This is a genomic window from Xanthomonas boreopolis, assembly GCF_046529185.1.
GTDB lineage: Bacteria > Pseudomonadota > Gammaproteobacteria > Xanthomonadales > Xanthomonadaceae > Pseudomonas_S > Pseudomonas_S boreopolis.
On record NZ_CP097162.1, the window covers coordinates 3,959,580 to 3,971,431 of the forward strand.

Sequence of the window (11,852 nt, forward strand, 5' to 3'; positions counted from 1 at the left end):
ATCCGTGATGTGTCATTCCCGTCAAGGACCCATGTGCGAACGATTACAGCGTGCCGCTAGCGCTTCGCGGATGTTGGCTTCGGCCAGATGGACCGTTCTTTGTGACTGGGCCACGGCGTCTGTCAGGTCGCTGCTGGGCCCCCAGACACCAGGCCGATACTGGCTCTTTTGCAGCAACCTTGTGCGATGGGTCTTGATCTCCGCAAAGCACAGCGCGCCAACTCGTCCACGCGTACTGAGCAGCCCGTCCGCTCGCTTTCCTGGGCCTACCACGCTTGCCCCGGCCACCACACGTTCCAGCTTGCCCTCATCGATTGCGCCTGCTGCGTTGAAAAACAGCGAGCCGCCAAAGATCCAGTGGTTGGCCTCAAAGAACCGCTGCCAGACCTCCTCGGGGCCTCGCACCTGGCTTGCTTGCTCGTCGAAGAACGTGTCGTCGGACAGAAGTCGCTCGAACAGGTCGAGTTGCCGGCGCCTGTAGGCAACGGTGACCAGATCACGCTCAGTGACTTCGCTGGTCAGGATGTCTTCCAGCAACTGCTCGTTCTTGCCGATGAGCTGCTTGGCTGCGTCCCTGGATAGCGTGAAGCGGCTGAGTTGATCGATCCCGATCCTGAACTTGTCTTCGGCCCGGAACTCGGCGTTGACGGCAAGCATGGCCAGCTCAACCAGCTCATCGATCTCTTTGCCCGTGATCAGGAAGTGCGCATTCCGGCTCGGGCTATCCTTTCCTTCGCTCATGTCAAACGACTGCAGGAGGATCGACTTGATCCGCCGGGGGTCCTCCACCAGCAGCATTTTGATCTGCCTTTTGCCGGTTGGCGTGGTCCGAAGAACCACCTCGTGCTTGACCACTCCAAGCGCGTCGCCTTCGATGTCGGGGAAGACCCTATCCAGGTACCGCAACTTCCGAACCACCTCCGTGAAGCGCTCGCCGTCCTTGACCAGCCCCTTTACGGGGAACGCGGACGAACCATAAATGCGCCCCGGCACCTTGTTGGCAACGTAAATTCCGTCTTCCTCGCTCACACCTGGCCCTCCTGACTCGCCGTGTATCGTCCCGCCCAAGCGCCCCTGACGTCAGTCAGCTTTCTATGCCGCCTCTTTCACTAGCTCGTAGTAGGGGTGACGTACGGCCAATGGAAGATCCTGATCCTTGACTTCGTTCTTCGGGAAGAAATATGCCGCAAAAAGCAGACCGTCAAACCGGTCACCCAATCGCAAAGGGTCCTTCCGGGCCGTCAGAACCGCCCTCTTGTAGCTATCTTCCGGCGAAAGTCATACCAAGTTCTTCCCTTCAACCATCATTTGCAGCCCTGTCGTTAGGCCATCTACTTCCGCTCGCTCAAAGGCGGCAGAGCCTCGTCGCAGACAATCAGGTCGAACTCCCCTACCCCGTGCTTCTTCTGGGCCTGGGAAATGACATCGATCGATTGGTAGGTGGAGAAGATCACCGTGCGGCGCGTGTCTGCTGCAGGCCGCGTGGCCATCACCTGACCCAACCGCTGCGCGTCGGTGGTGGCTGGGAATGCCAAGTCGTGGACAGCGATGTCCTCGCTGTGCTTGCCGACCTTGGTGTCCGAGCACACGGCGAAGGCCCGGATCTCGTCGGTGGCCTGCGCCGTCCATTCCTTGAGCGTCTGGGACAGCAGCGAAATGGAGGGCACCAGGAACAGCACCAGGCCGTTGCTGGGCGTTTCCTGCTCCACGATTTTGAGCGAGGTGAAGGTCTTGCCCGTGCCGCAGGCCATGATCAGCTTGCCGCGCTCGTGATTCTGGAAACCTTCGTGAACCGCCTTCAGCGCAGCTTGCTGGTGGCGGAACGGCTTCTTCTTGGTGCGCAGCACCACCTGGTCAGGCTTGGCCAGGCTGAACTTGGACCAATCAACGGCACTGTCTTCCAGGTCCGCCACGCGCAGGCGGGCGCACGGGATCTGCTGGGCTTCCAGGGCGTCTTCGGCGTGCTTGCTCCACTTGTCGGTGGTAGACACGATCAGGCGGCTGGCAAACGGCGACTTGCCCGACGCGGTAAAGAAGCTGTCGATGTCGCCCTTCTGCAGCGTGTAGCTGGGCGCATAGAACTTGCATTGGATGGCCACCAAGGCACCCGTATCGCGCTCCTGGGCCACCAGGTCTATGCCGGTGTCAGCCTTGCCCTTGCGGTCGGGCCACTCGTTCCACAGCCACACCTCGGAGAACCGCGACACGTACAGGGGGTCAGTGAGGAAGTACGCCTTCATCAGGCGCTCGAACTTCCCGCCCTTGTCGCGGTGGTCGGTGGCGGCCTCGGCAAGCTCGTCGAGGATGTGGTGGATGGTGGTTTCGGCCATGGTGTCCCCAAAAACGGTGGGGGACCGGCGCATGGTCTTTCGGCCCCCGAAAACAGTGAGCGCAAGGGCGGGGCGTAGCCGTCCCTAGAGCGTGTTATGAACTTTGATCCGGCTCGGCTATCGTAAGCGGATGAAGCCGCCACGCCCGTATCCGACCGACGTCACCGATGAAGAGTGGGCGTTCGCCGCGCCCTACCTGACGCTGATGGACCCGCAAGCACGGCAGCGCAAGTACGAGCTGCGCTTGATGTTCAACGCGTTGCGCTGGATGGCCCGGGCCGGCGCGCCCTGGCGCTTGATTCCCCATGAGTTTCCGCCGTGGGAAGCGGTCTACCAGCAGACCCAGCGCTGGCTGCAGGCGGGCTGCTTCGAGGCCATGGTCAACGACCTGCGTTCGGTCTTGCGGGTGGCGCAAGGCAAGCAAGGGCAGCCCAGCGCCGTGATCCTGGATGGCCGCACGCTGCAGTCCACGTGCGAGAGCGGTCCGCGGGCCGGCTACGATGGCTACAAGCGCAAGAAGGGCAGCAAGGTGCACATGGCGGTGGACACGCTCGGCCACCTGCTGGCGGTGCAGGTCACGCCGGCCAACGCGCAGGAGCGGGCCCAAGTGCGATCGCTGGCGCAGGAAGTCCAGCATGTCACCGGCGAAACGGTGAAGCTCGCCTTCGTCGATCAGGGTTACACCGGCAAAGACCTGGCCGAAGCCGCGCAGGAGGAAGGCATCGAACTGCACGTGGTGAAGCTGCCGGAGGCCAAGAAGGGCTTTGTGCTGCTGCCACGCCGCTGGATCGTGGAACGCAGCTTCGGCTGGATCAACCGCTTCCGCCGCTTGGCCCGTGACTACGAACGCCTGCCTGAAACCCTCGCAGGACTCCACTTCGTCGTCTTCACCATCCTCATGCTCAGTAATGCCGCTTCGATACTTCAAAGTTCATAACACGCTCTAGCGTTGGGCGCAAGAAGCCGCCCGGTCAGGGCCAAATCATCGCCGCGAGGCGGACTGCCTACAAGTCGCCAGGCGATTCGCTAGACGCCGCAAGACCTCTGGCCCGCCTGGCTGTGCCCGCCAATAGCAATCTGCGCCGCTCAGCGCGCTCAACCAGGTACTCCCGTACCTCGCCGTCGTACAAGTCCTGAGCCGCTTGATCCAGCATATCGGCGGTCTCCATGTCGCCCAAGGCACGGGCCACCTGCGCCCAGAAGCGGTCGCGGTGGTAGTTCATGACGACCGCCTTGCGGCGTCGGGCGCCGCCCACGATGACTGGAGGCGACGGGATCTGTGGCGCCTTGGGCGTGGGCTCCAAATGCTCGGCCAGGTCAGGAAGCGGCATCTTCCAAGTGCCATCGCGCTTCACGGCCCCTGGAAGCTCGCCGTTACGCATCCGCTCGCGCACCGTGTACGGGTGCTGCATGAGAACCTTGGCCGTCTCTTCTGCCGACAAATGCGTCTTTCCCGGCCATTGCCGGATCAGCAGATCGAGCATGCGTTCGGACATCAGGCCCCCGACATCATCCTGTCCAGAGCCTCGCTGATCCGAGCTGCGCCGTCCACTTCCACAACACGGCCCGCCCCGTCGAAGTCGTGCAGGACCTCATGCTCCCAGGTGGCGTGATACGGCATGTACACGCCCCATCCGCCCAACTCGACCACGGGTGCGATATCCGATTTCAGGGAGTTGCCCACCATGGCGAACTCGTGGGGCTGGACCTCGAACTCTTCCAGCAGCCGGCGATAGGTGGCCACGTCCTTCTCGGACACGATCTCTATGCGCTGAAACGCGGTCAATCCGCACAGCGCCACCTTCCGCTCTTGGTGAAACAGATCCCCCTTGGTGATCAGGACAACGCGGAAACGCTGGGCGACCTGCTCGACGGCTTCGGCAATCCCCGGCAGCAACTCTACGGGGTGAACCAGCAGGTCCTTTCCCATGTCCATGATCGTGCGGATGTCCTTGGCTTCGATCCGCCCACCCGTGAGGTCAATGGCCGCTTCGACCATCGACAGGATCATGCCCTTCACGCCATAGCCGTACTGGGCCAGGTTGCCGCGCTCGGTGGCCAGAAGCGTTGCGCGCAGTCCCGCGGAGTCCAGGTCAATGTAGCGGGCGATGATCGCCTCGAAATCCAGCTGCGCCTGGTCGTAGAACTCCTGGCTGCGCCACAGGGTGTCGTCCCCGTCGAACCCCACGATCCGGATCATGCCGCCCCCGAAATCGTGGCAAAACCGAGGCAATTTTGGCTTACATCGGGCTCCATCGGACTACATGAACGCCTTTGTTTCCGGCGCCCTTGCGCGATGTAATCCTTCCTATTCAATAACTTGCACTGATTGGCACGCCTCCTGCTTGGGGGTGCCTTTCGTTCCTGGTGGAACAGGTCGCCCTTGGTGATCAGCACCACCTCGAACTCGCGCGCGATCTCCGCCACCGCCTCGCGCACGCCGGCGATCACCTCCACCGGGTGCTGCAGCGTGGCGCGGCCGATCTCCAGCACCTTCTGGATGTCGCGCGCGGAGATGCGCGCGTCGGTCAGCTCGATCGCGGTCTCGATCATCGACAGGGTCATGCCCTTGGCGCCATAGCCGAAGATCTTGAGGTTGCGCCGTTCGACCGCGAGCAGGTGCTGCTGCATGCGCTGGTCGCGCAGGTCGATGTAGTGGCCGAGCACGGCCTCGAACTCCGCCTCGGCGGTGCGGTAGTAGTCCTCGCTCTTCCAGAGCGTGTCGTCGCCGTCGAAGCCGACCAGTTGGATCGCGTGGCCGTCGCGTGTGCCGATGCTTTTCATCGGTCCATTGTAGGGCGCGGCCCCGCGCGCGGGGAGCCGATGGCGATCCCGGGGCGGGCCGGCGGAAAAAAAGGGAGTGGCCAGGCCACTCCCGTTCGATCCTCCTGGGCCCGGGGAATCAGTTCTGCTGCTGCGGCGGCGCGCTGTTGTCGCCGCTCTGCTGCTTGGCGACGAAGGCCTTGTACTCGTCCGGCGTCAGCTTGCCGTCGCCGTTGCTGTCGGCCTGGTCGAAGATCTGCGCGAGGCCGGCGTTGACCTGGGCCTCCTGCTTGCTGATGGCGCCGTCGCTGTCGGTATCGACGCTGGCCCAGGTCTGGCCGCCACCCGAGGACTGGCCCGACTGGGCCGACGCCGCCGCAGCGGCCGGATCCTGTTGGGCGGTGCTCTGGGCCATGGCCGGCAGCGCCAGGGCCGCGGCCAGCGCGGCGGTGATGGCGATCAGCGACTTGCGATTGCGGGTGTTCATAGGTGGTCTCCTTCGATTCGTGGAATGCACGGCGGCCGTGCACGGGAGCAACGTACCGCCCGCGCATGAACGTGCCTTGCTGCCCGGTCGAAGGCAGAACAGGGTTTTAACCACCTCGCCCGCGAATGCGGCTAGGCCGAAGTTAGCGACAGGTGAGCCATCGGTAACGCGCGCATTCAACGCTTCCGCAATTGCGAGCCGGCGCGCATTTTTCCAGGCCGGATTCCGCCCTTTCAGCGTTCGTCGGTTCCTGATCGGGCACTGAACAAGCGCCAGCCGAGGGCGACGCCGGCGAGCGCGCCGATCACTTCCAGCACCACGCGCGCGCCCAGTTCGTCCGGGTCGTGGATGCTGGCGAGCGCGATGCGGGCGTACAGCGGCGACTCCAGCCGCACGATGCTGGTGTAGAACAGGTTCCAGATGTCCCAGCCGGCGGCGATCGCGGTGGCGATCACGCAGGCCCAGCCGAGCGCATGCCCGTGCGAGAGCCCGGTGCGGCGGCACAGCCGTTCCCACAGGGCGAACACCAGCAGCCCGACCAGGAAGGCGATCAGGCCCGCTTCCAGCGATCCGAGCAGGCCATAGTGCAGCGGCAGGTTCATTCGCGAGCATCCGGAGGGAGGAACGCCATTGTAGGGGCGACACGCGGCCGCGAGGCTCAGGCGTCGTCTTCCGAACGCGCCGTCACCCCGATCTCGCCGTCCTCGTCCACGGCCACGTCGACGACCATCGGCCGGCAGCACACCTGGCAGTCCTCGATGTAGCGCTGGCGCTCGACCGAGGCATCGACGGCGATGTCGATCGACTCGCCGCAGTACGGACAGGAAATGGCAACGAAGGCGTGCATGCCAGGCATGGCGGTCACCGGATCGGGAAGTCGTAGGCGGTATCCGGCGCCGGTTCCGGCCTGTAGGTGAAGTGCCACCACTCCATCGGGTAGTTGACGAAGCCCTCCGCCCGCATCGCCTCCAGCAGTTGCCGGCGATGGCGATGCTGCGCGGGCGTCGCGCGCGGCGAGTCGGTGTTGGCCAGCGGATCGAAGAAATCGAAGCCGGTGCCCATGTCCACGTCGCGGCATGGCCCCTGCCGGCAATCGAGCAGGCCGAGGTCGACGGTGGCGCCGCGGCTGTGGCCGGAGGTTTCGGCGATGTAGCCGCGGGCGAACAGGTCGCGCTTGTCCACCCCGGGATAGTGCACCGCCTTGGCGGCCCGGTCGTCGGGCGCGCGTGCCCAGGCGACGAACGCCTGCACTGCGCGCACCGGCCGGTAGCAGTCGTACAGGCGCAGCGCATAGCCCTGGGCCTGCAGCGTGCGCTGCACGCGCGCCAGCGCCTCGGCCGCGGGCTCCAGCAGCAGGCAGCGCGGCGCTTCGTAGCCCGGCACGGTGCGGCGGGTGAAGTTGTCCGGCGTGGCATAGCGCATGTCGACGACGAAGCCGGGTGCGAGCGTGGTCACGTCGAGCATGCCGGCCTGCGCGGCGTCGCGCGCGGGCGAGACCGCCGGCGCTGCATGGGCCGCACCGGCGAGCGACAGGGCGAGAAGGTAGCCGGCACAGGGACGTGCCGCGCTCTTGCGGAGGATCCGCATGCTAGGGGCAGTCCGCCACGCGGGTGAAATGCAGGTCGGCATAGTCGTAGCTGAAGTCGGCGTCCGGATCGATCGCGGCGAGCCTGATCGTAGCTCCCGACGAGGCATCCGCGCCGGCGAACGCCAGCCACGGCTCCGCATCCACGCTGGCCTCGTCCCAATCCACCAGCCAGCGCCCGCCCGAGCGCATCACCTTGCCGCGCAGCATCGGCGAGCGCACCGCGGCGAAGCGTACGCCGCCGCCGGCGGGACACAGCGAGGCCTCGCCGAACCAGGGGTCGCGGTACACGCCCTGCCAGCGCGCGAGTTCGGCCGGCGTCGCATCGCGCCGGTCGGAGATGTCGGGCGCCCGCGCCGCGGCGGGCTTCGGCGCCTCGCGCTCGGCGCGCAGCAGGCGCGCATAGTGGCGCACGTCCAGTTCGGGCGAGCCGGGCCGGGTGAAGGTCTTCTGCAGGGCTTCGCCGAGCGCGGTGCGCGCCGCCTCGCCCTCGCCGTTGATCAGGATCACGAAGCCGCTGCGCCGGTCCGGCAGCAGCACCAGCGAGGAATACATGCCCATCAGCGTGCCGGTGTGCGCGATCTTCCACTCGCCGTCCACGTCCGAGAGCCGCCAACCGTAGCCATAGCCGTACAGGCGGGTGCCGTCCCAGTCGCGCATGCGCTGGCTGATCGGCATCGGCGTGGCCAGGCTCCAGACCGCGCGGCGCTGCGCCTCGGAGAGCCAGGGCGCGGCCGGGTCCGGTGCCAGCCAGGCACGCCGCATCCAGGCCAGCATGTCGCGCAGGCTGCAGCGGATGCCGCCCGCCGCCATCGACGGCATGTCGGGGATATGGGCCCCGTCCACGCGCACCGGCACGTTGCGCGCGCCGTCGCGGCCGTGCGGCTGGGCGACGTTGCCGACCGCGTCGCGGTCCCAGGCGCCGACCTGGCAGCGATCCATCCCGAGCGGGCCGAACACCTGTTCGCGCACCAGCCGCTCGTACGGCTGGCCGCCCGCCGCCGCGGCGACTTCGCCGGCGACCACGTACAGCAGGTTGTCGTAGGCGTAATGCGCGCGGAAGCTGTGGGTCGGCCGGAGGTGGGCGAGCCCGGCGAGGATGTCGGCCCGGGTGAAGTCGTTGGGCTCCGGCCACAGCATCAGGTCGCCGGCGCCGAGGCCCAGGCCGCTGTTGTGGATCAGCAGGTCGCGCACCTGGATGTTGCGGGTCACCCACGGGTCGTACATGCGGAACCGCGGCAGGTACTTGGTCACCGGATCGTCCCAGGCGAGCCGGCCCTGGTCCACCAGCCGCGCCAGCACGCCGGCGGTCATCGCCTTGCTGTTGGAGGCGATCTTGAACAGCGTATCGGCATCGATCGCCTCGCCGCTGCCGGCGACGCGCTCGCCGGCGGTGTGCTGGTAGACCACGCGTCCGTCCTCGATCACGCCCACCGCCAGGCCCGGCAGGCGGTACTCGGCCATGGCCTGCTCGAACAGGCGGTCGTACGCGGCGGTGCGCCCGGGACCGGCCATGGCCGTCGCCGTCGCGGCCAGCGCCAGCAGTCCCGCCCAGGCGTGCCGGTACCGGCGCCGGCGTTCGGATGCGCTCATCTTCGTCCTTTCCCGCGGAGGCCGCCGGACGATAACCCGCCGGCGGCCGCCGCGCCCGCGCTCAGTAATCCAGCGACACCACAAGTTGCGCGTAGCGCGGCGCCTGGAAGCTTTCCGGATACAGGAACAGGGCATTGCGGCCACCGACCGCGCCTTCCAGTTCCTGGTTCACCGACAGCTTCTTCTGCTGGTTGGTGAGGTTGTAGACCGCGAACTTCACCTTCAGGTCGGCCTCGCCGAACGACTTGAGCCAGGTCACGCTCGCGCCGAGCTCGTAGCTCCAGGGCAGGCGGCCGTAGCCGCCGCGGCCCGAATGCGCGTAGACGCGCTCGGCCGAGTACGGCGAATCGCAGTTCTCCACGCACACGTAGTAGCTGTGGTAGACCGTGGCGTCGTAGGGATTGCCGACGCCGAAGCCGGTCACCGGCCCGCCCGAGCGCGCATCCAGCGTGGCCCCGACCAGCCAATGGTTGGTGATGGCATAGGCGCCGCGCAGCTTGACCTGGTGGCGGCGGTCGTTGGCCAGGTAGCCGTAGCCGCGGAGGTTGACGAAGGGATCGTCGAAGTTCTCGGTGCGGCCGGTGTCGGCGAAGTCGGTGTCCGAGTTGACCGGCCCCTCGGCGTTGCCGCGGCCGTAGGCCAGCGTGTACGAGGCGTTCATCGACCACTTGCCGTCCCAGGCGCGGTCCAGTTGCAGTTCCAGTGCCTTGTAGTCGCGCCTGGGCTTGTCCCAGCCGCGCTGGCCGATGTAGGTCATGATCGGGTCGCCGTCGGCGTCGACGCCGTCCTGGCGATACATCGCCCAGCCTTCCTTGGCCGTGTCCACGGTGACCCAGCCGTCGGCATCGCCATCGCAGTTGGTGTCGCCCCAGACCGTGACCTTCTTGCCCGGGTTGGCCATCACCCAGCCGATGTAGCCGTCCGGCCCGCAGGCGCCGGTGGCGCTGATCTCCATGTCGTCGATGGCGTTGTGCAGCTTGCGGTAGATCGCGCGCACGCCGTACGACCAGGCCTCGTCGATCGATTGCTGGAAGCCGAGGATCGCCTCGTCCTGGTAGACCGGGTCCATGTCGCGGTCCACTTCCGAGCGCAGGTCGCCGACCGTGCCGTCGCCCTGCGAATCGTCGACCGGGCCGATCTGCGCGCCCAGCACCGGCACCTGGTAGCGCGAGCCGTTGAGCTCGCGGGTCTCCCAGCCGGCCAGCGCGTAGTAGGTGCGTTCGTCGAGCAGGCCGCCGGCCTGCTTGATGTTGATGACGTTGGCGACCGGCAGGAAGTAGCGGCCGACGTTGCCGAACAGCTTCATCGTGCCGTCGCCGCGGATGTCCCACGAGGCGCCGAAGCGCGGCGCGATCATGTCGTCCATCTTGATGTAGCTGCGGCCCTCGCTGTCCTTGTTGTCGAACTGCTCCAGGCGCACGCCCAGGTTCAGCAGCAGGTTGGGCGTGACCGACCAGTTGTCCTCCAGGTAGTAGGCGGAATTGTCGGTCTCGAACTCGCCGGCGATCTCGTAGCGGCGCGCGCGCACGTAGGCGTTCACGCCGGCCGGCACGGTGCCGCCGTTGACCAGGGTGGCGCCGGGGCTGGTGCCGTACACGTTGTAGTAGAACCCGCCGGGGCCGGGATACCGGCGCTGGTAGTCGGAGGTGTTCTTCTCGCGGTCCAGGCCGAAGCGCAGCAGGTGGTCGCCCAGCGTCCACTCGAAATCCAGGCGCGCGGCCTGGCGTTCGTCCAGGCGCGATTCCACCGCCGAGTTGGTGGTGCAGCCGAGCGGGATGCCCGCCGGCGCGATGCCGGATTCGGAGACCACGCGGTTGCACTCGATGTCGGTCTGGCTCTTGTTCGAGTAGTCGCGCTTGTTGTCGCCCACCATCGCCTTCATGACGAAGTTGTCGCCGAGCCGGCCGTTGTAGGTGAGCGCCCAGTTGTTGCCGCCGGTGTTGGTGTAGATCCGGTTGCTGAGACCGCCCTTGGTGGCGGTCGCGTAGTCGTAGCCGTAGACCTCGGCGGTGGTCTCGTTCTTGTCGGAGAAGGCGAGCAGCGACAGGCTGTGGTCGTCCGTGATCTGCCAGTCCAGCTTGCCGCCCCAGAAGCCGTTGTCGGCGCTGGCGTCGTTGAAGGTCGCGCCGTCGTTGCTGGTGTTGAAGTCGCGGTTGTCGCGCGCCTCGTACATGCCGAAGAAGAACAGGCGGTCCTTGACCAGCGCGCCGGAGGCGTAGACGTTGAGCTTGTTGTGGGTACCGCCGTCGCGGCTGGAGATGTAGTAGGGCTCGCCGTTGTCCAGGAAGTAGTCGCGCCCGCCCAGGCCCCACGCGCTGGGCTCGGCGGTCATCTCCACGCCGGCATGGAAGTCGTTGGTGCCCGAGCGGGTGACCGCGTTGATCACGCCGCCGGTGGTGCGGCCGAATTCCACCGAGTAGCCGCCGGTCTTGACCTGGAATTCCTGGAAGAACGCGAACGGCGCGGAGGAGAAGCCGACCCGGTTGTAGAAGTCGGTGACGTTCAGGCCGTCGATGTAGACCGAATTCTCCGCCACCGAGGAACCGCCGAAGGAGATGCCCTGCGCGCCCAGCGAGGACTTGCCCGACACCACGCCCGGCGCGAGCATCGCCACCGACTTCAGGTCCTGGTCCACCGGGATGCGGGCCACGTCCTGCCGGCTGACGTTCATCGCCGACTCGGTCGAGCTCACGTCCACCATCGACACCACCTGCGGCGCGCGCACCTCCACCGCGCCCAGCGTGCTGATCGCGCCGACCGGCACGTTGACCGTGGTCGCGTTGCCGAGCGTGACCGTGACCTCGCCGACCGCGACCGGCGCGGCGCCGTCCACCGACAGCGTCATCCGGTAGCGGCCCGGCGAAAGCGCCGGAATGCGGTAGCTGCCGTCGGCATTGACGCTCGCGCTGCGCGCGAACCCGGTGGCCGGGTTGCTCACGGTGACCGTGGCCCCGTCCAGCGAGCGCCCGCTCTCGTTGAGCAAACGCCCGATCACGGCGCCGTCCTGGGCGGCGGCCATCGGCGCGACCGCCCCCAGACATGCCCCCAGCGCGACGTACAACGCCGCCTTGTGCAAACGCTTGCCGTTCATCCC

11 protein-coding genes and 1 pseudogene are annotated in these 11,852 nt (G+C 66.7%); 1 reads left to right on the plus strand and 11 read right to left on the minus strand.

Going from position 1 to position 11,852, the window contains the following annotated elements; all coding sequences use genetic code 11:
- Window positions 1-21: 21 nt before the first annotated feature.
- Window positions 22-1,029 carry a Shedu anti-phage system protein SduA domain-containing protein gene (locus M3M27_RS17775; RefSeq protein WP_434026467.1) on the minus strand — a complete coding sequence of 336 codons (1,008 nt, stop codon included), beginning with the start codon at window positions 1,027-1,029 and terminating at the stop codon, window positions 22-24.
- Between the two features lie 302 nt (window positions 1,030-1,331).
- Window positions 1,332-2,330, minus strand: a complete 999-nt coding sequence (locus M3M27_RS17780) for a DEAD/DEAH box helicase family protein (protein ID WP_434026468.1) — start codon at window positions 2,328-2,330, stop codon at window positions 1,332-1,334.
- A gap of 130 nt (window positions 2,331-2,460) precedes the next feature.
- Here M3M27_RS17780 and M3M27_RS17785 point away from each other — a divergent pair, with 130 nt between their 5' ends.
- Window positions 2,461-3,267 carry an IS5 family transposase gene (locus M3M27_RS17785; protein ID WP_434026469.1) on the plus strand — a complete coding sequence of 269 codons (807 nt, stop codon included), beginning with the start codon at window positions 2,461-2,463 and terminating at the stop codon, window positions 3,265-3,267.
- 67 nt (window positions 3,268-3,334) lie between these two features.
- Here the strand turns inward: M3M27_RS17785 and M3M27_RS17790 are convergent, their stop codons facing one another.
- From M3M27_RS17790 to M3M27_RS17830, 9 genes and pseudogenes are all read right to left on the minus strand, one after another.
- Complete coding sequence (locus M3M27_RS17790) at window positions 3,335-3,814, minus strand: hypothetical protein (RefSeq protein ID WP_434026470.1); 480 nt, start codon at window positions 3,812-3,814, stop codon at window positions 3,335-3,337.
- An 11-nt stretch (window positions 3,815-3,825) separates the two neighbouring features.
- Window positions 3,826-4,530 (minus strand): HAD family hydrolase, encoded by a 705-nt coding sequence (locus M3M27_RS17795; protein ID WP_180890708.1) that lies wholly within the window; start codon window positions 4,528-4,530, stop codon window positions 3,826-3,828.
- 143 nt (window positions 4,531-4,673) lie between these two features.
- A pseudogene (locus M3M27_RS17800) lies at window positions 4,674-5,114 on the minus strand (HAD family hydrolase); the annotation flags it as partial.
- 118 nt (window positions 5,115-5,232) lie between these two features.
- On the minus strand, window positions 5,233-5,580 hold the full coding sequence (locus M3M27_RS17805; RefSeq protein ID WP_434026471.1) for an EF-hand domain-containing protein: 348 nt from the start codon (window positions 5,578-5,580) through the stop codon (window positions 5,233-5,235).
- 233 nt (window positions 5,581-5,813) lie between these two features.
- Window positions 5,814-6,182 carry a hypothetical protein gene (locus tag M3M27_RS17810; protein ID WP_140726355.1) on the minus strand — a complete coding sequence of 123 codons (369 nt, stop codon included), beginning with the start codon at window positions 6,180-6,182 and terminating at the stop codon, window positions 5,814-5,816.
- A 56-nt stretch (window positions 6,183-6,238) separates the two neighbouring features.
- The gene (locus M3M27_RS17815; protein WP_434026472.1) at window positions 6,239-6,436 is read right to left on the minus strand and encodes a CPXCG motif-containing cysteine-rich protein; all 198 of its coding nucleotides are present in this window, start codon (window positions 6,434-6,436) and stop codon (window positions 6,239-6,241) included.
- Between the two features lie 5 nt (window positions 6,437-6,441).
- Window positions 6,442-7,167, minus strand: a complete 726-nt coding sequence (locus M3M27_RS17820) for a M15 family metallopeptidase (protein ID WP_434026473.1) — start codon at window positions 7,165-7,167, stop codon at window positions 6,442-6,444.
- 1 nt (window position 7,168) lies between these two features.
- Window positions 7,169-8,758 carry a serine hydrolase domain-containing protein gene (locus M3M27_RS17825; protein WP_434026474.1) on the minus strand — a complete coding sequence of 530 codons (1,590 nt, stop codon included), beginning with the start codon at window positions 8,756-8,758 and terminating at the stop codon, window positions 7,169-7,171.
- Window positions 8,759-8,819: 61 nt separating this feature from the next.
- On the minus strand, window positions 8,820-11,849 hold the full coding sequence (locus tag M3M27_RS17830; RefSeq protein WP_434026475.1) for a TonB-dependent receptor: 3,030 nt from the start codon (window positions 11,847-11,849) through the stop codon (window positions 8,820-8,822).
- Window positions 11,850-11,852 lie beyond the last annotated feature (3 nt).